This is a genomic window from Nocardioides sp. BP30 (genome assembly GCF_029873215.1).
Taxonomy (GTDB): Bacteria; Actinomycetota; Actinomycetes; order Propionibacteriales; family Nocardioidaceae; genus Nocardioides.
Map to the genome: position 1 here is coordinate 1,920,783 of NZ_CP123620.1, position 25,682 is coordinate 1,946,464.

The 25,682-nt window shown below is 70.7% G+C and carries 27 protein-coding genes; 16 read left to right on the top strand and 11 right to left on the bottom strand.

Annotated features, from left to right (window positions below; genetic code table 11):
* Window positions 1-26: 26 nt before the first annotated feature.
* On the top strand, window positions 27-713 hold the full coding sequence (locus tag P5P86_RS09070; RefSeq protein WP_280610992.1) for a FadR/GntR family transcriptional regulator: 687 nt from the start codon (window positions 27-29) through the stop codon (window positions 711-713).
* Window positions 710-1,549, top strand: a complete 840-nt coding sequence (locus tag P5P86_RS09075) for an ABC transporter ATP-binding protein (protein WP_280610993.1) — start codon at window positions 710-712, stop codon at window positions 1,547-1,549. The genes P5P86_RS09070 and P5P86_RS09075 overlap by 4 nt, the downstream gene beginning before the upstream one ends.
* A gap of 4 nt (window positions 1,550-1,553) precedes the next feature.
* On the opposite strand, the gene P5P86_RS09080 is transcribed toward P5P86_RS09075, so the two are convergent.
* Window positions 1,554-2,015: a DUF3093 domain-containing protein gene (locus P5P86_RS09080; RefSeq protein WP_280610995.1), complete on the bottom strand. Its 462-nt coding sequence runs from the start codon at window positions 2,013-2,015 to the stop codon at window positions 1,554-1,556.
* Between the two features lie 103 nt (window positions 2,016-2,118).
* Between P5P86_RS09080 and dut the strand changes: the two genes are divergently transcribed.
* The 4 genes from dut to P5P86_RS09100 are packed head-to-tail and all read left to right on the top strand — an operon-like array spanning window position 2,119 to window position 4,426.
* Window positions 2,119-2,562, top strand: coding sequence for a dUTP diphosphatase (gene dut, locus P5P86_RS09085; protein ID WP_280610996.1), 444 nt, complete (start codon window positions 2,119-2,121; stop codon window positions 2,560-2,562).
* Window positions 2,563-2,596: 34 nt separating this feature from the next.
* Window positions 2,597-3,301, top strand: a complete 705-nt coding sequence (locus tag P5P86_RS09090) for a DUF3710 domain-containing protein (protein WP_280610997.1) — start codon at window positions 2,597-2,599, stop codon at window positions 3,299-3,301.
* A 13-nt stretch (window positions 3,302-3,314) separates the two neighbouring features.
* The gene (locus tag P5P86_RS09095; protein WP_280610998.1) at window positions 3,315-3,674 is read left to right on the top strand and encodes an OB-fold nucleic acid binding domain-containing protein; all 360 of its coding nucleotides are present in this window, start codon (window positions 3,315-3,317) and stop codon (window positions 3,672-3,674) included.
* Window positions 3,671-4,426, top strand: a complete 756-nt coding sequence (locus tag P5P86_RS09100) for a DUF3159 domain-containing protein (RefSeq protein WP_280610999.1) — start codon at window positions 3,671-3,673, stop codon at window positions 4,424-4,426. The genes P5P86_RS09095 and P5P86_RS09100 overlap by 4 nt, the downstream gene beginning before the upstream one ends.
* A gap of 248 nt (window positions 4,427-4,674) precedes the next feature.
* On the opposite strand, the gene P5P86_RS09105 is transcribed toward P5P86_RS09100, so the two are convergent.
* Both P5P86_RS09105 and P5P86_RS09110 read right to left on the bottom strand, forming a co-directional pair.
* Window positions 4,675-5,346 (bottom strand): potassium channel family protein, encoded by a 672-nt coding sequence (locus P5P86_RS09105; RefSeq protein ID WP_280611000.1) that lies wholly within the window; start codon window positions 5,344-5,346, stop codon window positions 4,675-4,677.
* A 5-nt stretch (window positions 5,347-5,351) separates the two neighbouring features.
* The gene (locus tag P5P86_RS09110; protein ID WP_280611001.1) at window positions 5,352-6,014 is read right to left on the bottom strand and encodes a potassium channel family protein; all 663 of its coding nucleotides are present in this window, start codon (window positions 6,012-6,014) and stop codon (window positions 5,352-5,354) included.
* Between the two features lie 140 nt (window positions 6,015-6,154).
* Here P5P86_RS09110 and P5P86_RS09115 point away from each other — a divergent pair, with 140 nt between their 5' ends.
* Together P5P86_RS09115 and P5P86_RS09120 are read left to right on the top strand one after the other, a co-directional pair.
* A complete protein-coding gene (locus P5P86_RS09115) occupies window positions 6,155-8,185 on the top strand; it encodes an APC family permease (protein ID WP_280611239.1) in 2,031 nt (676 codons plus the stop codon).
* Window positions 8,182-9,423, top strand: a complete 1,242-nt coding sequence (locus tag P5P86_RS09120) for a class I SAM-dependent RNA methyltransferase (RefSeq protein WP_446724930.1) — start codon at window positions 8,182-8,184, stop codon at window positions 9,421-9,423. Before P5P86_RS09115 ends, P5P86_RS09120 begins: the two co-directional genes overlap by 4 nt.
* A 141-nt stretch (window positions 9,424-9,564) precedes the next feature.
* Here P5P86_RS09120 and mgrA read toward each other — a convergent pair whose 3' ends face one another.
* From mgrA to P5P86_RS09155, 7 genes are read right to left on the bottom strand one after another with little or no spacing between them, the layout of a single operon-like run.
* Complete coding sequence (gene mgrA, locus P5P86_RS09125) at window positions 9,565-10,593, bottom strand: L-glyceraldehyde 3-phosphate reductase (protein ID WP_280611002.1); 1,029 nt, start codon at window positions 10,591-10,593, stop codon at window positions 9,565-9,567.
* On the bottom strand, window positions 10,590-11,123 hold the full coding sequence (locus tag P5P86_RS09130; RefSeq protein WP_280611003.1) for a flavin reductase family protein: 534 nt from the start codon (window positions 11,121-11,123) through the stop codon (window positions 10,590-10,592). The genes mgrA and P5P86_RS09130 overlap by 4 nt, the downstream gene beginning before the upstream one ends.
* On the bottom strand, window positions 11,120-12,481 hold the full coding sequence (locus tag P5P86_RS09135; RefSeq protein WP_280611004.1) for an NtaA/DmoA family FMN-dependent monooxygenase: 1,362 nt from the start codon (window positions 12,479-12,481) through the stop codon (window positions 11,120-11,122). Before P5P86_RS09135 ends, P5P86_RS09130 begins: the two co-directional genes overlap by 4 nt.
* Window positions 12,478-13,503 (bottom strand): adenosine deaminase family protein, encoded by a 1,026-nt coding sequence (locus P5P86_RS09140; RefSeq protein ID WP_280611006.1) that lies wholly within the window; start codon window positions 13,501-13,503, stop codon window positions 12,478-12,480. The genes P5P86_RS09135 and P5P86_RS09140 overlap by 4 nt, the downstream gene beginning before the upstream one ends.
* Window positions 13,494-15,023, bottom strand: coding sequence for an ABC transporter permease (locus tag P5P86_RS09145; protein ID WP_280611007.1), 1,530 nt, complete (start codon window positions 15,021-15,023; stop codon window positions 13,494-13,496). Before P5P86_RS09145 ends, P5P86_RS09140 begins: the two co-directional genes overlap by 10 nt.
* The gene (locus tag P5P86_RS09150; RefSeq protein ID WP_280611008.1) at window positions 15,020-15,799 is read right to left on the bottom strand and encodes an ABC transporter ATP-binding protein; all 780 of its coding nucleotides are present in this window, start codon (window positions 15,797-15,799) and stop codon (window positions 15,020-15,022) included. Before P5P86_RS09150 ends, P5P86_RS09145 begins: the two co-directional genes overlap by 4 nt.
* A complete protein-coding gene (locus P5P86_RS09155; RefSeq protein WP_280611009.1) occupies window positions 15,796-16,881 on the bottom strand; it encodes an ABC transporter substrate-binding protein in 1,086 nt (361 codons plus the stop codon). The genes P5P86_RS09150 and P5P86_RS09155 overlap by 4 nt, the downstream gene beginning before the upstream one ends.
* Before the next feature lie 203 nt (window positions 16,882-17,084).
* On the opposite strand from P5P86_RS09155, the gene P5P86_RS09160 reads away from it, so the two are divergent.
* From P5P86_RS09160 to P5P86_RS09175, 4 genes are all read left to right on the top strand, one after another.
* Window positions 17,085-18,035: a LysR family transcriptional regulator gene (locus tag P5P86_RS09160; RefSeq protein WP_280611011.1), complete on the top strand. Its 951-nt coding sequence runs from the start codon at window positions 17,085-17,087 to the stop codon at window positions 18,033-18,035.
* Between the two features lie 77 nt (window positions 18,036-18,112).
* Window positions 18,113-19,081 (top strand): alkaline phosphatase family protein, encoded by a 969-nt coding sequence (locus P5P86_RS09165; protein ID WP_280611013.1) that lies wholly within the window; start codon window positions 18,113-18,115, stop codon window positions 19,079-19,081.
* Between the two features lie 46 nt (window positions 19,082-19,127).
* On the top strand, window positions 19,128-20,051 hold the full coding sequence (locus tag P5P86_RS09170; protein WP_280611014.1) for an ABC transporter ATP-binding protein: 924 nt from the start codon (window positions 19,128-19,130) through the stop codon (window positions 20,049-20,051).
* On the top strand, window positions 20,048-20,875 hold the full coding sequence (locus P5P86_RS09175) for an ABC transporter permease (RefSeq protein WP_280611016.1): 828 nt from the start codon (window positions 20,048-20,050) through the stop codon (window positions 20,873-20,875). The genes P5P86_RS09170 and P5P86_RS09175 overlap by 4 nt, the downstream gene beginning before the upstream one ends.
* A gap of 2 nt (window positions 20,876-20,877) precedes the next feature.
* Here P5P86_RS09175 and P5P86_RS09180 read toward each other — a convergent pair whose 3' ends face one another.
* Entirely contained in the window at window positions 20,878-22,032 is a 1,155-nt protein-coding gene (locus tag P5P86_RS09180; protein ID WP_280611017.1) for an acyl-CoA dehydrogenase family protein, read from the bottom strand.
* Between the two features lie 83 nt (window positions 22,033-22,115).
* Here P5P86_RS09180 and P5P86_RS09185 point away from each other — a divergent pair, with 83 nt between their 5' ends.
* From P5P86_RS09185 to P5P86_RS09200, 4 genes are read left to right on the top strand one after another with little or no spacing between them, the layout of a single operon-like run.
* Window positions 22,116-23,294, top strand: coding sequence for a thiolase family protein (locus tag P5P86_RS09185; RefSeq protein WP_280611018.1), 1,179 nt, complete (start codon window positions 22,116-22,118; stop codon window positions 23,292-23,294).
* A 29-nt stretch (window positions 23,295-23,323) separates the two neighbouring features.
* Window positions 23,324-24,091 (top strand): 3-hydroxyacyl-CoA dehydrogenase, encoded by a 768-nt coding sequence (locus tag P5P86_RS09190; RefSeq protein ID WP_280611019.1) that lies wholly within the window; start codon window positions 23,324-23,326, stop codon window positions 24,089-24,091.
* The gene (locus tag P5P86_RS09195; protein ID WP_280611020.1) at window positions 24,091-24,756 is read left to right on the top strand and encodes a cysteine hydrolase family protein; all 666 of its coding nucleotides are present in this window, start codon (window positions 24,091-24,093) and stop codon (window positions 24,754-24,756) included. Before P5P86_RS09190 ends, P5P86_RS09195 begins: the two co-directional genes overlap by 1 nt.
* Complete coding sequence (locus P5P86_RS09200; RefSeq protein WP_280611021.1) at window positions 24,753-25,661, top strand: TIGR03619 family F420-dependent LLM class oxidoreductase; 909 nt, start codon at window positions 24,753-24,755, stop codon at window positions 25,659-25,661. The genes P5P86_RS09195 and P5P86_RS09200 overlap by 4 nt, the downstream gene beginning before the upstream one ends.
* Window positions 25,662-25,682 lie beyond the last annotated feature (21 nt).

The following is a 25,682-nucleotide window of genomic DNA, read 5'->3' on the forward strand; positions in this document are numbered from 1 at the left end:
CAAGTTGCGGAGAGATGACGAGGCCGATGATCGTACGACGCGAACCGCTCGCCGACCAGGCGGCGGAGGTGCTGCTGGCACGGGTGCGGTCCGGGGAGTGGCAGCTCGGTGAGCGCCTCCCCGGGGAGACCACGCTGGCGGTGCAGCTGGAGGTCGGCCGCTCGACGGTGCGCGAGGCGATCCGCCAGCTGGCCGGCCGGGGCGTGCTGACCTCCCGCCAGGGTGCAGGCGTCTTCGTGACGGCGCTCGACGTCCCGGAGGACTGGGACGCGGTGCTGCGCCGCGTGGACATCGTCGCGGTGATCGAGGCCCGGGTCGCCATCGAGTCCGAGGCTGCGGCGTTGGCCGCCGAACGACGTACGCCGGTCCAGTTGCGCGCCATCCGCCGCGCCCTGGACCTGCGCGGCGCGCCCAGCCCCTCCCTGGAGCAGCACGTCGACGCCGACACCGCCTTCCATCGCAGCGTGGTCAGCGCTGCCCACAACCCGATCCTGATCGAGCTGTTCGACGGCTTCGTCCCGCGGCTGCGTCACGCGATGGTGGACATGCTGCGGCTGCGCCCGAACCCGGCCCGGGACAGCGAGGGTCACCTCGACCAGGCCGATCATGACGCCCACGTGCGGCTCTACGACGCGATCGCAGCCCACGACACGGCGGCGGCCGCCGAGCTGAGCCGCGCCCACCTGCTGTCGCTGAAGGAGAGCCTGCGATGAGTCACCCCGTCCTGGAGCTGCGCGAGGTCACCTTCCGTCGGAAGGGCAACCAGATCCTGCACGGCGTCGACCTGACGGTGCGCGCGGGTGAGCACTGGGCGCTGCTGGGTCCCAACGGTGCCGGCAAGAGCACGATCCTGGGCTTCTGCGGCGCCCTGACGCACCCCACGTCCGGGACCGTCGACGTGCTCGGCCGCCGGCTGGGGCGGGTGGACCTGCAGGAGCTGCGCCGGGTGATCGGACACGTGAATCCGCGGCACGCGCTGCAGTCCCCGCTGACCGCCGCCGAGGTGGTCCTCACCGGCCTCACCGGCACCGTGGAGCAGCCGATGCGCTGGACGCCGACCGAGGAGCAGCAGGACCTGGCGCGCTCGCTGCTGGCCGACGTCGGGCTGGCTGCCCGGATCGACGCCTCCTGGCCGACCATGTCGCAGGGCGAGCGTGGCCGCACCCTGATCGCGCGCGCCCTGATCTCACGGCCGCAGCTGCTGCTGCTCGACGAGCCGACCACCGGCCTGGACGTCGCAGCCCGCGAGCAGCTGCTGGAGACGATCGGCACGCTCGCACGCACCGATCCGGGACTGGCGTCGGTGCTGGTGACCCACCACCTCGAGGAGCTCCCGGTGAGCACGAGTCACGCGCTGGTGATCTCGCACGGCCGGGTGGTCGCCGCGGGCGCTGTCGCGGAGGCGATCACCACCCGGACGATCTCCGAGGCGTTCGAGCACCCGATCCGGGTCGAGCGGGAACGGGGCCGATGGAGCGCGCGCTCGCAGTGGCGTGGGGCCGGCGAGGAGACGGGCGAGGAGACCGGCGAGGAGACCGGCGCCGCGTAGGCGGTCAGCGGGCGTCCGCCGCCAGCGACTGGATGGCGGCGGCGAGTCGGTCGGGATGCCGGGTGCTGAGCAGCCAGTACGGAGCCGGGTCGGCGGGGTCGACGATCTGCACCTTGACGGCCCGCTTCAGGTAGGGCCGCAGCAGCAGGAAGGCGCGCGCGTCGGCCTCCATGCCCGCGACGCGGCGGGTGGCCTCCGGGTCGAGCGCCTCGACGGTGCCGAGGTACGTCGCCTCGATCCGGGCGCGGCCGGCCCGCAGCACGCCGTCGGCGACCACGAGGCGCGCCGAGCCGTAGGCGTTGAAGGCCAGCACGAGCAGCGCCACGATCGCGGCGGTCAGACCCCAGGCCAGCGCGGCCGGCATGGAGACGATCATGGCCAGCCACAGCGTGGCCTCGAACATGATGCCCTGCACCCACCAGCGCAGCGGCACGCTGAGGCGCTCGTCGTAGCCAGGGGTGCTCACGAGGGGAGAGTTTTTCATCCCGCCGTCGCCGGTGCGAGATAGGGTCCGCCCCGTGCCCGAAGCGTGCTCTGAAACAGGCCCTGAGGTGAGCTCCGGTCCGACCGTGGACATAGCCCTCCTTCGTCTCGATGGCGATCTGCCGGCGCCAGCCTATGCGCACCCCGGCGATGCGGGCGCAGACCTGGTCACCGCCGTCGATCTCACCCTGGCGCCGGGGGAGCGCGCGCTGGTCCCCACCGGGATCGCGATCGCGCTGCCGCACGGCTTCGTCGCGCTGGTGCACCCACGCTCGGGACTGGCCGCCAGGCACGGTCTGTCGATCGTGAACACCCCCGGCACCGTGGATGCGGGCTACCGTGGGGAGATCAAGGTCCTGCTGATCAACCTCGATCCGGCCGAGAGCATCGTGTTGCGCCGCGGCGACCGGATCGCGCAGTTGGTCATCCAGCGCGTGGAGACCGCCCGCTTCGTGGAGGTCGAGGTCCTTCCTGGTTCGGTCCGCGGCGCGGGAGGCTACGGTTCTACCGGAGGGTTCTCGCAGGGCTGAGCCTGCGGGAGAAGACGTCAGAGAGAGCAGCGCGTTGAAGTTCCGTCGCAAGTCCAAGGCCGAGGACCGGACCGAGGTCGCCGAGACCGTCACCGAGTCCGCCCCCCAGGCCGACTCCGAGAGCGCCGGCACGACCGAGGGCGAGGGTGTGGTCGCGAGCGGGACCGCCGAGGCGAGCGGGCCGCACGGTCCCTATGACATCGACGAGATCCCGGCTGACGCCGCGCCGGTCAACCGCGTCGACCTCGGCTCGCTGCACATCCCCGCCGTCGAGGGACTGGAGCTGCGGCTGCAGGTCGACGAGACCACCGGCCAGATCGCCGCCGTCCTGCTCACCGGTGAGGACGGCGCCATCGAGCTGCGGGCGTTCGCCGCGCCACGCAACGGCGACCTGTGGGGCGAGGTGTTGCCGCAGCTCATCGCCGACGTGCAGCAGCGCGGTGGCCAGGTGGGGCAGCGCGACGGCAACTTCGGTCCCGAGCTGGTCTGCCAGCTGACGGTGACCATGCCCGACGGACAGGAGGGCGTGCAGCCGTCGCGCATCCTCGGCATCAACGGCCCCCGCTGGCTGCTGCGGGCGACCTTCCTCGGCCGCCCCGCGGTCGAGCAGGAGGTCGGCGAGGCCTGGGAGCAGGTGCTGCACCACGTGGTGGTCAGCCGGGGCAGGACCGCCATGCCCAAGGGCGAGGCGCTGCCGATCGTCATCCCGCCCGAGGCACAGCAGGTCGTCGAGGCGTGACAGGGGACCGCTGATGAGCAAGGGACGACTGCGGCAGACGCTGAGCAACTGGGCCAACAACGAGGACCAGCACGCACGCGACCTCCAGCAGGAGTACGCCGATGCCGGGGTCACCCCGATCGCGGAGGCGCCCGACCGGGAGCTGCTGCGGTTGCGTGGCACGCTGCGGACGGTCACCCTGCGACCGCGCGGCGGCGTACCGGCGCTGGAGGCCGAGCTGTTCGACGGCACCGACGTGGTGACGGTGGTCTGGCTGGGCCGGCGGCGCATCGCCGGGATCACACCCGGCCGTTCGCTGCAGGTGCAGGGCCGGATCGGTCGGCACGACGGGACCCGCACGATCTACAACCCCCGCTACGAGCTCATCCCGTGAGCGACACCTCCGCCGATCCTGGGACGGACCCCGTGACCGACCCCGAGCAGCCTGAGACCCACGCCGAGTCCCATCCGGTCGACGTGGAGACCGTCGAGGCGGTCGTACGCCGCCAGATGTCGGCCTCGTTGGGCGGCCGGCGCGGCATGCTCGAGGCCGGCCTGCCCGGTCTCGCCTTCACCGCCGCCTGGCTGATCGTGAAGGACATCAGGGTCGCGCTCATCGCCGGCGCGGCGCTGGCCGGCGTCGCCCTGGTGCTGCGACTGGTGCAGCGCTCCACGATCCAGTACGTCGCGAACGCCGTCGTCGGGATCGCCATCGGCTGGCTGGTCGTGCACATCGCCCGTGGGATGGGCGGCAGCCAGGAGGACCAGGCGCTGGCGTTCTTCGTGCCCGGCGTGGTGATCACCGGCGTCTACACGGTGGTGCTGGTGCTCAGCTGCCTGGTGCGTTGGCCGGCGATCGGGTTCATGGTCGGCAGCGTCGCCGGCGATCCGCTGGAGTGGCACGAGAACAAGCAGATCGTCTCGCTCTGCACCCGCCTGACCTGGCTCTTCCTGGCCCCGGGCGCGATCCTGGCCATCGTCGAGGGAGTGGTGATCCTGCTCGGGTACGGCGGAGCGATGCACAAGGACGCGGCCGTCCTGGTGCTGGGCATCATCCGGCTCGGGATCGGCTGGCCGTTGCGGCTCGTCGCCTGGGGTGGGATGGTCTGGCTGCTGGCCCGCAACGCCACCCCGCTCGAGGCTTGAGTCCGGCCTCCGTCCGGGTTGAGTCCGGCCTCCGTCCGGGTTGAGTCCGCCCTCCGTCCGGGTTGAGTCCGGCGCGGACGGCCGGACGGCACCCTCGGGGCAGGCCTTCGGCCGCGCGGCGCTCCTTCGTCGCGGCGCGTCCTACGGCAGCGCCCCTTCGGGCACGGTCCGTCCGGCCGTGCCGCCGCGCAACACGTCTTCGGGCACCGTCCGTCCGGCCGCGCCGCCGCGTCCGGGTGATGTCCCGTTCAGCCGCCGTGGGTGCCGGGGGCCAGGAGGCGCTCGAGGGCATCCTCGTGCTCGGCCGGTACGACGAAGAGCAGCTCGTCTCCGGCCTCCACCGGCTCCTCCGGGGTGGGCACGTAGACGTTGCGGTCGCGCAGGATCGTGACGAGGGCGCAGTTCTCGGGAAGCGGGATCAGCCCTGACGGCTTGCCGACGTACGGGCTGTCGGCGGGGAGGGTGAGCTCGACGAGGTTGGCCTGGCCCTGTCGGAACGAGAAGAGCCGGACGAGGTCGCCGACCGTGACGGCCTCCTCGACCAGGGCCGACATGATCCGCGGGGTGGAGACGTTGACGTCGACGCCCCAGGCCTCGGTGAAGAGCCACTCGTTGTTCGGGTGGTTGACCCGCCCGACCGTGCGCGGCACACCGAACTCGGTCTTGGCCAGGAGCGAGGTGACCAGGTTGACCTTGTCGTCACCGGTGGCGGCGATGACCACGTCGCAGCGCTCCATCCGGGCCTCCTCGAGCGAGGAGAGCTCGCAGGAGTCGGCCAGGAGCCATTCGGCGTCCGGGACGCGCTCGGGGCGGATGGAGTTCGGGTCCTTGTCGATGAGCAGGATCTCGTGGCCGTTGGCGATGAGCTCGCGGGCGATCGAACGACCGACCGCGCCGGCTCCGGCGATGGCGACGCGCATGTCCCTCAGCCCTCCTCAGGACCGTGCTTGATAGCGGAGTAGGCGTGGGCGGCGTTCTCCTCGCGCATGACGAGGTGGAGCACGTCGCCCTCCTGGATGACGCTCTCGCGGGTGGGCAGGACGCCCTCGCCGAGCCGGTCGATCCACGCGATCCGGGAGCGGGACTGCTCCTGGAGGTGGATGGTGCGCTGACCGATCCACACCTCCGGTGCGGGGACCGAGTCGAGCCGGATGGTGCCCGACATGTCGCGGAAGTCCGGCTCGTTGCCCTGCGGCAGCAGCCGGCGCAGCACCTGGTCGGCCGTCCACTTCACCGTCGCGACGGTGCTGATGCCGAGCCGCTGGTAGACCTCGGCACGACCGGGGTCGTAGATGCGGGCCACGACGTTGCGGATGCCGAACGTCTCGCGCGCGACCCGGGCGGCGATGATGTTCGAGTTGTCACCGCTGGAGACGGCGGCGAAGGCGTCCGCGCGGCGGATGCCCGCCTTCTCCAGCACCTCCTGGTCGAAGCCGATGCCGGTGACCTTGTCGCCGTTGAACCCTGGACCGAGGCGGCGGAACGCGTCCGGCTCGCTGTCGATCACCGAGACGGTGTGGTTGCGGTCCTCGAGGCTGCGGGCGAGCGTGGAGCCCACGCGGCCGCAGCCCATGATCACGACGTGCACGCGGCTACCGTATCCGCACTTCGCCCGTGACCGCCCACTCGTCGAGCAGGTCGCCACCGCCCGCGTCCTTCGCGGCGTCCGCAGCCGCGTCGCCGACGGACGCCAGCGGGCCTCCATGCCCTAGCCTCGTCGTCGTGGGTATGGCGGACGTCTCCAAACGAATCCTGCTGGGCCGCAAGCTGCGCAGCTCGCAGTTGGGCGAGACCCTGCTTCCGAAACGCATCGCGCTGCCGGTCTTCGCCAGCGATGCGCTCTCCTCGGTCGCCTACGCGCCGGACGAGGTGTTCATCATGCTCTCGATCGCCGGCGCGTCGGCGTACGTGTGGTCCTGGAAGATCGCCGTAGCGGTGGCGTTGGTGATGGCAGCGGTCATCGCCTCCTACCGGCAGACGGTGCACGCCTACCCCAGCGGCGGCGGCGACTACGAGGTCGCCACCGTCAACCTCGGACGCAGCGCCGGTACGACGGTGGCCGCCGCGTTGCTCGTCGACTACATGCTCACCGTGGCCGTCTCGATCTCCTCGGGCGCCAACTACGTCAGCGCCGCCATCCCGGCCCTCCAGGGGCACGAGGTGCTCCTGGCGGTCGCGCTGGTGGTGGTGCTCACCGCGATGAACCTGCGCGGGATCCGCGAGGCCGGCACCGCCTTCGCCATCCCGACGTACGCGTTCATGGTCGCGATCCTCGGTACGGCGGTGGTCGGGGTCGTCCGGCTGGCGGGCGGCCACCTGCCGCACGTGGAGAGCGCGCAGTACGACATCGTCCCCAAGGAGGGCGGCGGCAACCTCGCCGGGATCGCGCTGATCTTCCTGCTGATGCGGGCCTTCTCCTCCGGCTGTGCGGCGCTGACAGGTGTCGAGGCGATCTCCAACGGCGTCCCGGCCTTCCGCCGGCCGAAGTCGAAGAACGCGGCGACGACGCTGCTCATGCTGGGCCTCATCGCGATCACGATGATGCTGAGCATCATCCTGCTGGCCAACAAGATGGGTCTGCGGTTCGTCGATCCCTCGGACATGCACCGGCTCACGCTCAACGGAGTCCCGCTGGGCGACGACCACACCCAGAACGCCGTGATCGCCCAGGTCTCCAAGGCGGTCTGGGACTTCTTCCCGCCAGGCTTCTACCTCGTCGTCGCGGTCACCGGGCTGATCCTGGTGCTGGCCGCCAACACCGCTTTCAACGGCTTCCCCGTGCTGGGCTCGATCCTGGCTCGGGACGGGTTCGCGCCGCGGGCGCTGGCCTCGCGCGGCGACCGGCTCGCGTACTCGAACGGCATCGTGTTCCTCGCGGTGATGGCGATCGTCCTCATCGTGGCCTTCGACGCCCAGACCACGCGCCTGATCCAGCTCTACATCGTGGGTGTCTTCGTCTCGTTCAACCTCAGCCAGCTCGGCATGATCCGGCACTGGACCCGCGAGCTCAAGCGGGTCGTGGATCCGGCCACCCGCCGGCGGATGGTGCGCTCGCGCGTCATCAACACCGTCGGGCTCTGCTTCACGGCCGTGGTCCTCGTGGTCGTCCTGATCACGAAGTTCCTCGCCGGCGCGTGGATCACCATCCTGGCGATGTGCTTCTTCTTCCTGATCATGCGCGGCATCCGCGGTCACTACGACAAGGTGGCGGCCGAGCTGGCGGCGGACGAGGAGGACAAGGTCATGCCGACCCGCGTCCACGCCATCGTGTTGGTCTCCAAGCTGCACAAGCCGACCCTGCGGGCGCTGGCCTTCGCGCAGGCGAGTCGGCCCAACGTCTTGGAGGCCGTCACCGTCTCGATCGACGACGAGAGCACCGCCGGGCTGCTGGAGGAGTGGGACGAGCGCCATCTCGCGCTGCCGCTGAAGGTGCTGCACTCGCCCTACCGAGAGCTGATCCGGCCCGTGGTCGACTACGCCACGGCGATCAAGAAGGCCAACCCCCGCGGCGTGGTCGCCGTCTACATCCCGGAGTACGTCGTCGGCCGGTGGTGGGAGCAGCTGTTGCACAACCAGACAGCGCTGCGGCTCAAGGGTCGGCTGCTGTTCACCCCCGGCGTCATGGTCATCTCCGTGCCCTACCAGCTGCGCTCCTCGGCTCAGCGTGCCCGTGAGCTGCGCGAGGAGATCTGGGTGGCGCCCAGCGACCTGCGCGCCGGTCGCGCGGTCGACACGCACAACCGGCAGATCGGCAAGTGAGCACGCCCCGCGGCGAGCGCCGCGCACAGCGTCATCGCGGCCGGCAGCCCCGTGCCCGGCAATCACGCGGTCGATCGCGCGTCGGCGAGCGCTTCGAGGTGGTCGTGGGCCCGGTGGCCCACGGTGGACACGTCGTCGCGCGGCTCGCCATCGAGGCCGCGACGCCGGACGCCGATCCCACCGAGGCAGCCGAGGCAGCCGAGGTAGCCGAGGCGCAGACACGGGTGGTCTTCGTCCGCCATGCCCTGCCCGGCGAGCGGGTCACCGTCGAGATCACCGAGGGCGGGGACGGTGACAGGTTCTGGCGCGCCGACGCGGTCGACGTACTCGAGGCGTCACCGGACCGGGTGCAGCCACCGTGCCCGTTCTCCGGTCCGGGCCGGTGCGGCGGCTGCGACTTCCAGCATGTCGCGGTGCCGGCCCAGCGCGATCTGAAGGCGGCCGTCGTCCGCGAGCAGCTGGTCCGGCTGGCCAGGCTCGAGGCAGCCGATCCGCTCCTGGCCGCGCTCGAGGTCGAGGCGGTGCCCGGCGACGTCGACGGGCTGCGCTGGCGCACCCGCCAGCGCTACGTCGGCCCCGGGAAGGGGATGCGCAAGTACCGCTCGCACGAGGTGATCCCCGTCGACGACTGCCGGATCGCGCGGCTCGACGCCCGCGAGCCGGCGCCGGGCACGGTGACCGAGGTGGTCGAGGCCGGCGGGGCGCGGCACGCCTTCGCCGTCGCCGCGGACGGCTTCTGGCAGGTCCACCCCGGCGCCCCGACCGCCCTGGTCGAGGCCGTGCTCGAAGCGCTGGAGCCGCAGCCGGGGGAGTCGGTGCTGGACCTGTACGCCGGGGTCGGCCTCTTCGCCGCCTTCCTCGCCGACCGGGTGGGTGCGGCCGCCCGGCTCGTGGCGATCGAGGGCGACCCGGCGGCCTCGGCGTACGCGCGCACCAACGTGCCCGGCGCCGAGGTCGCCGCCGGGGACGTCTCCGCCGTGCTGGAGTCCTATCTCGGGACCTTCGACCTGGTCGTGCTCGACCCGCCGCGCGAGGGCGCCCGTCGCCCGGTGGTGGAGGCGGTCGTCGCGCGCCGGCCTCGGGCGGTCGCGTACGTCGCCTGCGACCCTGCCGCGCTGGCGCGCGACGTGGCGATCTTCGCCGAGCACGGCTACCGGCTGACCGGGCTGCGGGCCTTCGACCTGTTCCCGATGACCCACCATGTCGAATGCGTCGCGGTGCTGACGAAAAGCGACTGACCTGCGGTGACGCGATGTGGGCCGCGTAGCTCAGACCGGCTCCGGCTCACCGGATGTACAGCGGCCCACCGCAGCGCGACGATGTCGGGCGCTCGCGCCTGAGTCGTCGCACGCTCATGGGACGATCACGGGGCACTCGGCTCAGTCGGCGCTCGAGGACGCCCAGAGGTTGATGTCGCGGTTGATCGCGTAGCGATCGATCTCGGTGAGCTCCTCGGGCGTGAAGTCGAGGTGGCCGAGCGCCGCGAGGTTGTCCTCCAGCTGCGCGATGCTGGAGGCACCGAGCAGCACCGAGGTGACGGCGGGCGAGCGCAGCGCCCAGGCGATGGCGAGTTGGGCCAGGGTCTGACCGCGGTCGCGGGCGATCCGGTCGAGCTCGGCCACCGCAGCGAGGGTGTCCGGCGCCAGGTGCTGTGGCCGCAGGGACCCGCCTTGCGCCGCACGCGAGTCCGCCGGGACGCCGCGGAGATACCTGTTGGTGAGGAGACCCTGGGCAAGTGGCGAGAAGGCGATGATGCCGATGCCGAGGTCGCTGGCGGCCTCGGTCAGGCCGTCCTCGATCCACCGGTTGAACATCGAGTACGACGGCTGGTGGATCAGGAGCGGGGTTCCCAGGCTCTCCAGGATGGCCGCCGCCTCACGGGTCCGGCGTGGCGAGTAGCTCGAGACGCCGACGTAGAGCGCCTTGCCCGCCTGGACCGCGGCGTGCAGGGCACCCATGGTCTCCTCCAACGGCGTCTGCGGGTCGAAGCGATGCGAGTAGAAGACGTCGACGTAGTCGACGCCCAGGCGGCTGAGCGACTGGTCGAGACTGGCCGTGAGGTGCTTCCGGGAGCCCCACTCCCCGTAGGGTCCTGGCCACATGTCGTAGCCGGCCTTGGTGGAGATGACGAGCTCGTCACGGTGGTCGCGCAGGTCGGTGGCGAGCACACGGCCGAAGTTGATCTCGGCGGAACCGTAGGGTGGGCCGTAGTTGTTGGCCAGGTCGAAGTGCGTCACCCCATGGTCGAACGCGGCGGTGATGATCTCGCGCTGGGTCTGCAACGCGACGGTGTCGCCGAAGTTCTGCCACAGGCCCAGCGAGACGGCGGGAAGGACGAGGCCGCTGCGGCCGACGCGGCGGTAGGCCATCGTCGCGTAGCGGTCCGGCGCCGGTGCGTAGCGACTCATGATGGTGTCTCCTCAGAGGTCGGGTGGACGAGACGGCGGAAGGTCGAGGCGTGGAAGACCAGTGGCTTGAGGTTGGGATCGGCGCCCAGGGCGCCGACCTCGAGCAGCACCACGAGGTGGTCGCCGGCCTCGTGCTCGGCATGCACCGTGCACTCGAACCAGACCGGTGCGCCGGCAATGAAGCGGGCCGTGCCTCCGGTGCTGCGCAGCGGAACGCCGGCGAACCGCTCGCTCCGCTCTCGGGACGCGACCTGCTGCCCGATGCCGCCATGGTCCTCGGCCAGTACCGAGACGCCGAGCGTGGTCGCCGCGCGCAGGCGCGGCCAGGTCGAGGAGGTTCGCTGGATGGCGCACAGCACCAGCGGGGGATCCAGCGATACGCCGACGGTGAAGCTGGACGCGACCATGCCCTCGACCTCGCCCTCCACGTCCGCAGCGAGGACGACGACGCCCGAGGGGAAGTACGAGAAGATCCGGCGCAGGTGGGTCGTGTCGTCGTCGTAGGCCGGCAGGGATGCGAGCGGGATCACCGGGTGGTCCCCGAGGGGACGTGGCGTACCCGGTCGGCCGGGTGCGACGCCGGCAGGTGGGGGCCGCCGTCCGGGAACAGCGCCTGCCGGAACGTGGGCGCCTGCCGATGCTCGAGCAGGCCGGCCGCCCGCAAGGCGGGTGCCACGTCGTCGGCGAACTCCTGGTAGGACCCCGGCGTCACGAACGGGGTGTAGAGGAAGCCGTCGAGCCCCGTGCTCTCGACCAGCTCGCCCATCTGGTCGGCGACCTGGGTCGGCGTCCCGAGGAGGATGAGCTCCCGCATGCCGTGCCGGATGAAGTCCGCCGTCGCCTCACGGACCTTCTCGTGCCGGTAGCGGTGGACCTGCGTCTGCGAACCGTCGGTGGTCAGGTCGGCCATCGCCATGTCGGGATCGAGCTCCTCGAGGTCGATGCCGGTCATGGCGCCGAAGTACGCCCGCGCGGCTGCGGGGTCGACATAGTCGAGATAGGCATCGAGTCGACGCTCCGCCTCGGCGCGTGAGGACGCCGTCAGAACGGAGAGTCCCGCGACCGTGCGGACCGAACCCTCACCGCGGCCCTCCCGCACCGTTCGGACACGAACGTCGTCGACCTGCTCGCGCAGCATCTGCGCATTGCGACCGTGCAGGAAGACGACCTCCGCGTTGCGGGCGCCGAAGGAGCGGCCGGTCTCGGACGCGCCCGCCTGGAACAGCACCGGGGTGCGTTGACGTGACGGCTCGGAGTCGAAGTACCCATGGCAGGTGAAGTACGGCCCCTCATGGTGCACCTCTCGCACCTTGGCCGGGTCGGCGTAGATGCGCCGCTGCTTGTCGACGAGGACGGCGTCGTCGTCCCACGAGCCTTCGAGCAGCTTGTAGCTGAGGTCGACGAAGTCCTGAGCGCGTGCGTAGCGCTCGTCGTGGGGGACCGGGGTCGTGCCGAACAGCTCCGAGACCACCTCCATGCTGGTGGTCACCATGTTCCATCCCGCGCGACCCTTGGTGAGGTGGTCGAGGGTGGCGAACCTGCGGGCATTGGCATAGGGGTGCTCGTGGGTGGTGGAGGCGGTCACTACGAACGCGAGCCGCTCGGTGACGGCGGCCATCGCCGACACCAGCATCATGGGGTCGTTGTTCGGCACCTCGACCGCCTGCTCGATCACCACCGGACGGGTGATGCCGTTCATGTGCGGGTAGCCGTAGGAGTCGGCGACGAACATGAAGTCGAACCCGCCGCGTTCGAGGAGTACCGCCAGGTCGACCCAGTGGTCGAGATCGGTGTAGCGGTGCGTCGTCTGCTCCGGATGCGCCCACATTCCCTGGCTGGTCAGATTGACTTGGTTGATCTCGAACGCTCCGAGAATGATCGGCTTCACGACACTCCTTCGTTGCTGGTCCTGGCCCACAGGCCGGTCTGTGTCTCGAGTGCGAGACGGGTCCCGCGCCGCGCGCCGGGGATGAGGGCTCCTGATCCGGCGATGGCGGCGAGCTGCTCGCGGCTCCAACCCCAGACGTCTCGCGCGATGCGGTACTGGTCGGTGACGGACTGGCCGAACCAGAGCTCGTCGTCGGCGTTGAGCGTCACCGGGACGCCGGCTGCGACCAGGTCGGGCGCCTGATGCTCGGCCAGCGACGGGCTCACACCCAGCCGGACGTTCGACACCGGACAGACGTCGCAGACGATCCGGTCGGTCGCCAGGCGAGCGAGCAGCGCCTGGCTCCGCACGGCCTGGACGCCGTGGGAGATGCGGCCGGCGCCCAGCTCGTCGATGGCCTCGAAGATGCTGTCGGGCCCACCTACCTGACCGGCGTGCGATACCACCTGCAGGCCGGCCGCGGTGGCGGCCTCGGCGAGCTCGCGATATCGGCCGAGCCCCGCCGGCTCGATGAACCCGGCCGTACCGAGCGCCGTGACGCCGCGGCCGGCATAGGCCACGGCGAGCTCGGCCAGGGCCATCGCGACCGGGTCGTCCTGATCGGTGTTGATGGTGAGGTTGGCGCCGACGTCGATGCCGCAGGCCTCGCCCGCGGCCTGGAGGGCGCCCACGATCGTCGCCGTGACCTCGTCGAGGGTGCCCAGGCGGGGGGCGTACAGCTGGGGCTCGATCGCCGGTTCCAGGAAGACGACCCCCCGAGCCGTCTCGGCTTCCACGAGCCGGGTGCAGAGGAAGGCGAGATCCTCCAGCGAGGTCACCAGTGCGGGCACCTCGCCGTAGGCCTCGAAGAAGTCGTGGACGTCGGCGAAGGAGCGAGGGGCCGCGAAGGCCGACCCGCGCCTGCGTGCCAGCTCGCGGACGGCCTCACGCGGGTAGGAGCCGTCGAGGTGGGCGTGGACGTGGACCTTGGGCAGGGCGTCCAGATCATCGGCCGAGGTCGGCGCGCAGGCGTTCAGCTCCACCGTCGGCCTGCCCACTTCTCCGCGGCGGCGGCGCTGCGGTAGGCGAGGACCGAGAGCACCATCGCCACGACGACCGAGCCCCAGGCCGCGCCGGTGTCGAGGGTGACCTGCTCGTCGGCGAAGATCCGGCCCAGACCGCCGCGGTCCATGAGCCACTCGGCTGAGATCGCGATGAGCACGCAGTTGGCGGCCGCGAGCCGCACGGCGATGAAGAGCGAGGGCAGCGCGGCCGGCAGCGCGAGGCGGCGGAGGACCGCGAACCGGTCGGCGCCGTAGATCCGGAAGACGTCGTCGCTGCCGGCCGGCCGTGCGCCCAGGCCGGAGAGCACGATGACGTACACCGGGAAGAACGCCATCAGCACGCAGCTGGCGAGCACCGTTCCCATCCCGTAGCCGATGACGGCTCCCAGGATGGGGACGAAGACCACGATCGGGATGGTCGGGACGAGGAGCGCGAGCGGCGAGAAGAACGCGCGCACCGGTGGCATGAGCGTCGCGAGGAGCGCCAGCCCCACGCCCAGGACGAGCCCGCAGGCCAGACCGCCCGCGGCCGAGAGCAGGGTGAGGCCCGCGGCGTGGAGGTAGCCGTGCCAGTCGTCGACCAGGGAGGTCAGCACGCGGTGCGGCGAGGGAGCCACCACTGTCGGGACGTGCTGGGCGGAGATCCACCACTGCCAACACGCGACGAGCACCACCGGTATCGCGACTCCCGTCGCGACGTCGACGCGACGGCTCCCGCTGTCGGCGTCGTCACGAACCACCGTCGGCCGGCCGAAGCGGACGGCGGAGATCCGCTCGGCCCACGTGGCCAGTGCGTAGCCGGCCGCCGAGACGAGGACGGCCATCACGGTGGCGCCCCACAGCAGCTCGTACTGCACGTTGCGCATGGCCGAGACCATGAGGACGCCCAGGCCGGTGTCGGCGCCGAACCACTCGCCGAGGATGGCGCCGAGCAGCGCGGCGGGCACAGCGAGACGCAGTGCGTCGGCGATGAACGGCACCGCCGCGGGGAGCTGGAGTCGGATCAGCTGTTGGGTGCGCCCAGCGCCGTACGTCGCGAAGACGTCCCGACTCGATGAGGCGGCCGAACGGAACCCGTCGCTGACCGTCACCACGGTCGAGAAGAGCACCGAGAGCGCGGCGAACACCTGCGGCGTGGCGGGCCGCACCGGGAGACTCATCAGGATGGGGCCCAGGGCGACCACGGGGAGCGCGTTGACGAGCACGACCGCGCGCACCACGTGACTCGTGCTGCGCGGCACCAGCGCGGTCAGGACAGCTACGAGGACGCCGAGGGCCAGGCCGATAACGCCCCCTACCGCGGCGCGGGCCATCGATGCCCGGGTCGCCGTCAGGATCACCTGGTGGTCGGAGGAGATCTCCCGGACCACGGCGGTGAGGCTCGGGATCGAGCCGCCGAACGCGCCGCGGTGGCCGATCAGCTCCCAGGCGGCGCAGAAGACCACCAGGCCGACGAAGGGCAGCACCCGAGCCGGTCGAGGTGCGCCTCCTGCCCTCACGACGCCTCCCCGGCGGGCCCATCGAGCATGAGCGTGAGCTCGGCGACGAGGGACTGGAAGGCCGGCAGGCGTTGCGTCTCGCTGTCGCGGCCGGGTCCGAACGGCACGTCCACGACTCGCTTGACCCGGCCCGGCCGGCCGGTCATGACGACGACCCGGTCGGCCAGGAAGACCGCCTCGTCGACCGAGTGGGTCACCAGCAGCGTCGTGGTGCGCTGGGCCGAGAGCACCCGGGCCATCTCCACGTTGAGCCGATGCCGCGTGACCGCGTCCAGTGCGCCGAACGGCTCGTCGAGCAGCAGCACCTGGGGGCGCAGCGCGAGCGAGCGCGCGATGGAGACGCGCTGACGCATGCCGCCCGAGAGCTGGCCCGGACGATGCCGCGCGAACTCCGCGAGGCCCACCAGCTCCAGCAGCCAGGACACCCGCTCGCGGTCGACGCGTTGCCGGGCCAGCTTGAACGGCAGCTCGACGTTCGCGCGCACCGTCAGCCACGGCAGCAGAGCATTGTCCTGGAACGCGACGCCCATCTGCCGCCGGCCGACGACCTGTGCGGGCGAGGCGCCGTCGATGGTGATCGACCCACGGTCGGGCTCCTCGAGACCCGCGGCGATTCGCAGTGCCGTGGACTTGCCGCAGCCCGAGGGCCCCAGGACCGCCACGAACTCACCCTCGGCGATCTCCAGCGTGAAGTCGTCGAGCGCCGCGACGCTGCCCTGGCGACCGGTGTAGCTCTTGTCGACGTTCTCGAACCGCAGGCCTCGGGCTCCGCTCACTGCGATGCCTGGGATGAGGGGAGCAGGGTGGCGTTGTAGCTCGCGGGAAGGCCGGCGATGTTGGTCCGGCCGGTGGCCTTCAGTGCGTCCGCCATGGCGCCGGTGATCGCGCTCGGGTCCATGGCCAGGAGGCCGTGGCTCTTGGTGTAGGTGCTCTCCATCAGCGGGACCTGTGCCTTCAGCGTGCCGAGCTCGGAGTCCTGCTCCAGGCCGAGACCCTTGCCGTAGTGGCCGATGGTCAGGGCGACGGCGCCGGCCGGATCGGCGAGGGCGTCGGCCCAGCCCTTCTGGGAGTCGGCGAGGAAGTCGGCGACGACCTGTCGGTGGCTGTCGAGATAGCTCTTGGTCGTGACGATCAGGCCCGCGTAGGACTGGAAGCCGAGGTCGGCGAACGTCACGGCGTTGGACTTCTCGCCCTTGAGGTCGTAGGTGACCGGCTGGCTGTTGACGTAGCAGTAGTAGGCGTCGATCTGGCCCTTGAACAGGGGAGCGGCGTCGTAGCCGACGGGAACGAAGGTCCAGTCGGGCGACTGCCCGTTGGCGGCGAAGAGCGCGTTGATATCCGCCTTGCCACCCGCGTCGGTGCCGATCCGCAGACCCTTGAGCTGGTCGATGTCGGTGATCTTCCGGCTCGGCAGGGTCATGATCCCTGCCGGGGACGTCTGGTAGATCGCGCCCACCGCGACCAAGCCGGCCCCTGCCTTGTTGGCGTCGTAGAGGCGCGCCATGTTGGAGACGATCCCGAGCTGAGCGCCCCCGCCGGCGATGACACTGGCGGTCGAGGAGACGTTGCCGCCGTCGAGGATGTTGACCTTCAGGCCGTCGGCCGCGTAGTAGCCCTTGTTGTCCGCTTCGTAGAAGCCGGAGTACTGGCTGTTCTTGACCCAGTCGAGCTGGAAGGAGATCGTCGTCGCGGGGGCACCGGCGCTTCGGGAGGCGTCTGCCGAGGCGTCTCCCGTGGCTTTGCTCGACGAGCCGCCGCAGGCTGTGAGCGTGGTGCCGAGCAGAAGCCCGGCCACGACGAGGGACAGATGACGGGCGAAGCGGTGGCTCTTGCGTGGGACGCGCGACACGGACTGCATAGGTGATCTCTCCCAGAGACGTCGTGACCATTCCCGGGACGTCATCGGCCTGGGTGCCCCGACCGTAGGAAGGACTGGCTGTTCCGGCAAAGAAGCCGTACCTTTGAGGTCATAAGCACTATCAATGTGCCCAGGTGGGACGGGGTGCGTCCGCGTCCGGCCCCGCAGATAATTCACATGCCCGAAACACGCAAGGACCGCTGATGGAGCTGCGCCCGCTGCGCCACTTCGTGGCGACGGCCGAGGCCGGGAGCTTCACCGCCGCCGCCGCCGACCTCGGCATCTCCCAGCCGGCGCTGAGCCAGAGCATCGGGCGCCTCGAGGACGAGCTCGGCCGTCGCCTGTTCGTCCGCAACCGCCGCGACCCGTCGGCCGGTCTGCGGCTGACGGTGGCAGGCGAGACCCTGTTCGGCGAGGCGGTCCTGATCCTGGCTCGGGTGGCCCGGGCCGAGCGCCGGCTGAGCCGGGTGAGCGAGGACCAGGCGACCACCACGGTGACGGTCGGCATCGCCTCGGCGACGCCCTCCGAGCTGGTCAGCGCGGCGCTTGCCATGCCGCGGCTGCTGCCGGGCATCGAGATATCTCCCGTGCACCTGACCTGGGGCGAGGAGCATGCCGCGCTCGAGGACGGTCGCGTCGATGTGGTGTTCCTCCAGTACCCACCCGGCGCGTCGTCCGGAGGAGAGGTGCGCCGCCGTACCTTGCTGCACCATGCCCGGGTCCTGGTCGCCCCCGCGGGCCATCGCCTGGCATCCCTCGGCCGCCCGCTCGTCCTCGCCGACATCGCGGAGGAGGGGCTGCTCGATCCCGGCTTTCCCGATGTGCCGGAGATGTACCGCGACTTCTGGCTGGCCGAGCCCCGACCCCACACCGGAGCGGGCCCGTTCGTCATCCAGCTGATCGCGCGCACGGTGGAGGAGATGTGCGCTTACGTGGCCTCGGGCCGGGGGCTGGCGATCACCTCGGAGACGGTCGCCTCCCATTACGCCCGCCCGGACCTGTGCTTCCTCCAGGTCGAGGATCTCGGCCCCGTCGCGGTCGGCATCGCGCGCCTGCGCAACGAGCGACGCGAAGCGGTGCGGGCGGTGTTCGACCGCCTGTGCCCTGCCGGACAGTCACCCGAGGATCCGGCTCGTCGAGGCCGGTCAGGTTGATGGCAGATCCCGCGCGCGAACCTGGGGGCACCGGCCGCGCAGACTTGGGGTGAACAGCAATGCTCGAGCGACACTCCGTGCGTGCCGCCACCGCGGTCGTCGGGGTCCTCGTCGGGCTTCTCGGCGTGTCCGGGTGCGGTGCTCGTCCCACGACGTCGGCCCACCCGCGCTCCTCCTCGCCGGCGACGGCGGCGGCGACGCCCGGGCAGCGCCGGCGGTCGCAGGTCCCGCTCCCGTCCGCAGGCCCGGCCTCCAGCTCGCCAGCCGTGGCGACGGTGACCAAGCTGCTCGTCTTCGTCGTCGAGAACCACTCACTCGACCAGATGCGCTCCGCCATGCCCTTCACCCGTGGGCTGGCCGAGCGGTACGGCTACGCCGACCACTACGAGGCGATCACCCATCCCTCGCTGCCGAACTATCTGGCGATCGCCGGCGGTGACACCTTCGGCATCCGCGACGACGGCTCTCCGGCCGCGCATCCGCTCGGCGGAGCCAGCATCTTCGGGAGAGCACTGCGGCATGGCGGCACGGCTCGTCTCTATGCCGAGTCGATGGGCCGACCCTGCCAAACGGTCCCAGCGGGCGACTACGCCGTGAAACACAACCCTTGGGCCTACTTCGCCGAGGAGACAGCGCTGTGCCGGCGCGATGACGTCTCCTTCAGCTCCTTCGGCTCCGACGTCGCCCGCGGTGATCTTCCGGAGATCGGTATGGTCGTTCCGGACCTGTGCGACGACGCCCACGACTGCGCGTTGTCCCGTGCTGACGCCTGGCTGCGCTCCGCCGTGGGGAGGGCGATGAGCGGTCCCGATTGGGCGAGCGGCCACCTCGCGATCGTCATCACCGCCGACGAGGACGACAACCATCACGGGAACCGGATCCTGACCGTCGTCGCACATCCCGCGCTGCATCACGTGGTGGTCTCGAGGCCGCTGAGTCACGATGCACTCTCGCGGGCCTACGCCGCCGTCGCGCGCGTCGCTCCGCTTCGTCATGCCGCCGAAGCGCCGGATCTGCTGGAAGCGTTCGGCCTCGCGGCCGCCTAGCGACTCCGAACACCGAGTACCACCTGAGGAGAGCTGAGGAGAGACAGTGATCGAAGCGCTTGAGCTGACGAAGAAGTACGGCGAGAAGACCGCCGTGGAGGGGGTCACCTTCACGGTCCGGCCGGGGATCGTCACAGGCTTCCTGGGCCCCAACGGGGCGGGGAAGTCCACGACCATGCGGATGATCGTCGGGCTCGATGCGCCGACCTCCGGCTCCGTCACCGTGAACGGGAAGCCGTACGCCGAGCACGCCTCGCCGCTCCACGAGGTGGGAGTCCTGCTGGAGGCACGGGCGGTGCACACCGGCCGCTCGGCGGAGAACCACCTGCTGGCCATGGCAGCGACCGCCGGGATCTCCCGGCGTCGGGTCCAGGAGGTGATCGAGCTGGTCGGCCTCCAGGACGTGGCTCGCAAACGGGTCGGAGCGTTCTCGCTGGGCATGGGACAGCGCCTCGGTATCGCTGCGGCCCTGCTGGGCGACCCGCAGACGATCATGCTCGACGAGCCGGTCAACGGTCTCGACCCCGAGGGCGTGCGGTGGGTCCGGCACCTGCTGCGTGGACTTGCCGAGGAGGGCCGCACCGTCTTCGTCTCCTCACACCTGATGTCGGAGATGGCGCTGACGGCGGATCACCTCATCGTGGTGGGACGTGGCCGTCTCATCCGCGACATGTCGGTGAGCGACTTCATCGCCAGCGCGTCGTCCGAATCGGTCCGGGTCCGGTCTCCGCAGGCCACCGAGCTGCGGGAGATCCTCCTCGGCAAGGGCGCCAAGGTCACCGGCTCGGCACGCAACGTGCTCGATGTCGTGGGCCTGACCAGCGATGAGATCGGTACGACGGCAGCCGAGTCCGGGCTGACCCTCCATGAGCTGACGCCGGTCCAGGCGTCCCTCGAAGAAGCCTTCATGGAACTCACCGGCGAGGCCGTGGAGTACCGCACGCACACCGCCGAGGAGAGTGCAGCATGAGCACGGTGACCGATCCCCGCAAGCGGCCCACCGGCGACGCTGCCGTCAGGATCGCCCAGCCGGTCACCTTCGGGCGGACCGTGTCCTCGGAGTGGATCAAGTTCCGCACCTTGAGGTCGAGCTGGCTGGTCCTGCTGGCTGCGGTGGTCGGAGTCATCGTGATCGGCCAGCTCATCGGCTACAACACCGGCAAGAGCTTCTCGAACCTGGCACCTGAGGATGCCGCGCCGTCCGGCGTGATGCAGGGCTACTACCTCGGCCAGTTGCTCATCGGCGTTCTCGGCGTCCTGTTCGTGACCGGGGAGTACGCGACCGGCATGATCCGCTCGACCGCCACCGCCGTACCGCGGAGGCTGCCGGTGCTCGCCGCGAAGGCGCTCGTCTTCGGCCTGATCGCCGTGATCGCCATGGTGCCCACCTGCATCGTGACCTTCCTCGGTGCCATGGCGTTCCGGTCGCACTTCGGCCACGGGGCGTCCCTGGGCGACCCGGGGAACCTGCGGGTCGTGATCGGCACCGGGGTCTACCTGGCTCTCATCGGCCTGCTCGGCGGCGCGGTCGGCTGGATCGTGCGGAACACGGCAGGCGGGATCTCCACGCTGCTCGGTCTCATCCTCGTCCTTCCGGTGCTCTTCGAGGTCGTCCCGGGGACGTGGGCGAAGTCGGTGAGCAGGTTCTTCCCGAGCAACGCCGGAAGCTCGTTCGTCTCGTCGGTGCACGCCGCCGACACCCTGACGCCCTGGACGGGCCTGGTCGTCCTGGTCGCCTGGGTCATCGCGGCGGGTGTCGTCGCCGCCGTCGTGCTCGAGCGGAGAGACGTCTGAGGTCACCGCATGCCGGTGAGGGCACGTCCGATGATCTGGCGCTGGATCTCGTTGGTCCCACCGTAGATGCGCTGCACGCGGGCATCGAGGTAGGCCTTCGCGATCGGGTACTCGACCATGTAGCCGTAGCCCCCGTGGAGTTGGACGCACTTGTCGACGACGCGGGCCTGGACCTCCGTCGTGAAGAGCTTCACCTTGGCCGCATCGACGGCCGTGAACGTGCCGTCGTTGTAGGCGAGGATGCAGCGGTCCAGCAGCGATCGCGCGGCCTCGAGCTCCGTGGCCATGTCCGCCAGGACGAACTGGGTGTTCTGGAAGCCGGCCAGTGACTGGCCGAAGGCCTGCCGTTCCTTGACGTAGGTGATGGTCCAGTCGAGTGCAGCGGTGGCCGAGGCGACGGCGCCGGCGGCGATCGCGAGCCGCTCGAGCGGAAGGTGCTGCATGAGCTGGCGGAAGCCGCCGCCCGCGACGCCCAGCAGGTTCTCGTCCGGCACGAACACATCGGTGAACGACAGCTCCGAGGTGTCCTGCGCCCAGAGACCGACCTTCTTCAGATTGCGCCCCCGCTCGAACCCTGCCATGCCCGCCTCGACCACCAGCAGAGAGAACGCGTCGGTGCCGCCGGCAGGCTCGGTCTTGGCGACGACGCACACCAGGTCGGCCTGCTGGCCGCTGGAGATGAACGTCTTCGCCCCGTTGAGCCGCCAGCCTCCCGACACCTTCTCCGCGTGCGTGCGCACTCCCTTGAGGTCGCTGCCCGTGCCAGGCTCGGTCATCGCGACGGCCATGATCGTCTCGCCTGCGGCCATGCCGGGGAGCCAGCGCCGCTTCTGTTCGGGGTTGCCCATCGCCGTCACGTACGGACCCAGGATGTCGTCCTGCAGGCTGAAGCTGGAGGCCAGCGACGCGGCGCCGGCTCGGAAGAGCTCCTCGTAGACGACGTTGCGGTAGCGCCAGTCGTCGAGACCGGGGCCGCCGTACTCCTCGGGCGTCGTCAGGCCGATGATCCCCTGCTTGCCCGCAGCGAGCCACACCTCTCGCCCCGTTGCCTGCTGCTCGTCCCACTCCTCGAGGTGCGGCGCCACCTCCCGGGCGACGAACTCCCGCACGACCTCTCGGTACTGCTCGTGGTCCTCGGTGTACAGGCCGCGTTCCATGTTTGCTCCTTGCGTGCTCGTGACGACCGTCCTATCGTAACGACTAAATCATCTAACTGATAGTCCCTCTTCAAAGGATCGCCATGACCAGCGCTGTGATCGTCGACATCGTCCGCACCGCCTCGGGGAAGGGCAAGCCGGGTGGGGCCCTCTCAGGCGTCCATCCCGCCGAGCTGCTCGCCACCGTGCTGCGTGCTCTCGCCGAGCGCAACAACCTCGACCCGGCACTGGTCGACGACGTGATCGCCGGCTGCGTCGGCCAGGTGGGCGACCAGGGATTGAACATCGCTCGCACGGCGCTTCTGACCGCCGGCTTCCCCGAGAGCGTCCCCGGAACCACCATCGATCGGCAGTGCGGCTCGAGCCAGCAGGCCGCCCACTTCGCCGCGCAGGGCGTCATCGCCGGTGCCTACGACATCGCGATCGCGTGTGGCGTGGAGTCGATGAGCCGGGTGCCGATGGGGGCCGCCGTGGCCGCAGGAGGCGACCCGCACGGTCCGCTCGCCGCCCGGTTCCCGAGCCTGCCCAACCAGGGCATCGGCGCCGAGCTCATCGCGGCTCGCTGGAAGTTCGACCGCGACGCCCTCGACGAGTACTCCGCCCGGTCCCACCAGCGTGCGGCCGAGTACGCCGCTGCCGGCGGGTTCGACAAGGACATCGTGCCGGTGCGGCTCTCCGACGGCTCGCTCCACACCGTCGACGAGACCGTCCGGGCGTCGACCACGGCCGAGGGCCTCGCCGGCCTCAAGCCCTCCTTCTACACCGAGGAGATGGCGGCGAAGTACCCCGAGATCACCTGGTCGATCACTCCTGGCAACTCCTCGCCGCTGACCGACGGCGCCTCGGCGGCCCTGATCATGAGCGAGGAGAAGGCGGCCGCGCTCGGCCTGACGCCGCGTGCCCGCTTCCACTCCTTCGCCGTCGCAGGCTCCGACCCGGAGGTGATGCTGACCGGTCCGATCCCGGCGACGCACAAGGTGCTCGCGCGGAGCGGTCTCACGATCGAGGACATCGACGCCTACGAGGTCAACGAGGCGTTCGCACCGGTCCCGCTCGCCTGGGCCCACGAGTTCAACGCCGACCCGGCGAAGCTCAACCCGCGCGGCGGCGCGATCGCACTCGGTCACCCGCTCGGCGGCTCCGGCACCCGTCTGCTGAGCACCCTGCTCAACCACCTCGAGTCCACCGGCGGCCGCTTCGGTCTGCAGACCATGTGCGAGGGCGGCGGCATGGCCAACGCCACCGTCATCGAGCGCCTCTGACCACGTCCACCCCACGAAGAGAGACACCCATGGATATCGCTGGCAAGTCCGCCCTCGTCACCGGCGGCGCCTCCGGCCTCGGCCTCGCGACCGCTCGGCGGCTGCACGAGCTGGGCGCGTACGTCGTCATCATCGACCTTCCGTCCAGCGACGGGAAGAAGGTCGTCGACGACCTGGGGGAGCGCGCCGCGTTCGCGCCCGCCGACGTCACCGACGAGGAGCAGGTGCAGGCCGCCGTCGACCTGGCGGTGGCCAACGGTCCCCTCGCCGTCGCTGTCAACTGCGCCGGCATCGGGAACGCGGTGCGCGTCGTGGCCAAGGACGGCACTCCGTTCCCGCTCGCCGACTTCACCAAGGTCGTCAACGTCAATCTGATCGGCACGTTCAACGTCACCCGCCTCGCGGCGGCCGCGATGGTCGCCCACACGCCGGTCGACGGTGAGGAGCGCGGCGTCATCGTGAGCACCGCCTCGGTCGCGGCGTTCGAAGGTCAGATCGGCCAGACGGCGTACTCGGCCTCGAAGGGAGGCGTCGTCGGCATGACGTTGCCGATCGCCCGTGACCTGGCCCAGCACAAGATCCGCGTCAACACGATCGCGCCGGGGCTCTTCCTCACCCCGCTCTTCCAGACGCTGCCCGAGCCCGCGATCGCCTCGCTGGGCGCCCAGGTGCCGCACCCCTCCCGGCTCGGCAACCCCGAGGAGTACGCCAAGCTGGTGGCGCACATCGTCGACAACGTCATGCTCAACGGCGAGGTCATCCGTCTCGACGGCGCCATCCGGATGGCGCCCCGCTGATGACCGCCGCCCCCGACCGCCCGGCGGTCCGTGGCCTCGAGCCCGGCCGCCGGGCGGCGGTGCTCATCCACGAATGGCAGCGTGGCACGGTGGATCCGGCGCTGACCACCCTTCCCGGTCTGGCCGAGCACGCCGAGTCCCGACACGCCACGCTGCACATCAACGACCTCACGGCAGCGGCTCGCGCCGCCGGCATCCAGGTGTTCTGGTCGACGATCGAGCCGCGTTCGGACCGCGTCGGGACGGCGGGGAACTGCCTGCTCCTCGCGGGCCTGCACCGCGGCGCCCTGGCGGCGGGCAACGACCTCGCGGCTCTGCATCCCGGCCTGGAGACCAGCGCCGCTGACATCTGGATCCGCCGCGTCCACGGGCTGACGCCGTTCCACCTCACCGAGCTCGAGGCGTACCTGCGTCAGCTCGACGTGCAGACGCTGATCATCGGCGGCGTCTCGACCGACGTCGGGATTCCCGGTGCGGTGCTGGAGGCGGTCAATCGCGGCTTCGCTGTCGTCGTGGCCGAGGACTGTACCGCCGGAAGCTCCGCCGAGACACACGAGTTCCTCCTCGCCCACCAGCTGCGACTCCTCGCGACCGTCAGCGACACCGCGGCCGTGATCGAGGCGGTACGGGCCACCACCACCGCGACCATGGAGGCGACGGCATGAGGTTCACCGTGGAGTACCCGGTCGGCGGTCCTCAGCACGACCGTGCGCTCCTGGGCCGGTCGGGGGTCAGCGCCGTCGCCGGAGCCGCTGACAAGCTCGGCTTCGACGCCATCGCCTTCACCGAGCACCCGGCGCCCTCCCTGAAGTGGCTGCAGAACGGCGGCCACGACACGCTCGACCTGACCTCGGCCCTCGCCTTCTGCGCAGCCGTCACCGAGCGCATCCGGCTGATGACGCACCTCCTCGTGTTGCCCTACCACAACGCGTACGCCGCGGCGAAGGCGCTGACGACAGTCGATCTGCTGTCGGACGGCCGGCTCACGGTGGTGGCCGGCACCGGCTACCTGCGCTCGGAGTTCCTGGCGCTCGGGGTCGACTTCGAGACCAGGAACGAGCGCTTCGACGAGGCACTCCAGGTGATGAAGACCCTCTGGAGCGCCGGCACGGAGCCGACCACGTTCGAGGGTCGGTTCTTTCCCGGCATCGGCGTCGCACATGTTCCCGGGCCGGTGCAGCCGGGCGGCCCGCCGATCCTGATCGGCGGCAACTCGGCGCTGTCTCGGCGCCGCGCCGCGCTGAACCAGGGCTGGAGTCCGCTGCTCGTCCCGGAGATGGTGGCGCAGACCTCCCGGACCGCCGTGCTGACCCTGGAGAAGCTGCCCGCCAGGATCGGTGAGGTGCGCGCGATGGCCGCCGAGGCGAGGGGTGAGGAGGCCGCCATCACGATCCAGGTGCAGGGCCTGCACACCGACGTGCTCCGCGGCGGCGCGAGCGAGGAGGAGCACCGCGATCTGCTCGGTCGACTCGGCGAGATCGGAGTCGACTGCTTCGTCCTCCACCTGCCGTGCACGTCGGTGGGCGCGGCGGTCGACGGCCTCGAACGCTACGCGGCGGCGTACTTCTGATCGGTGGCAGGAGCGACGGGG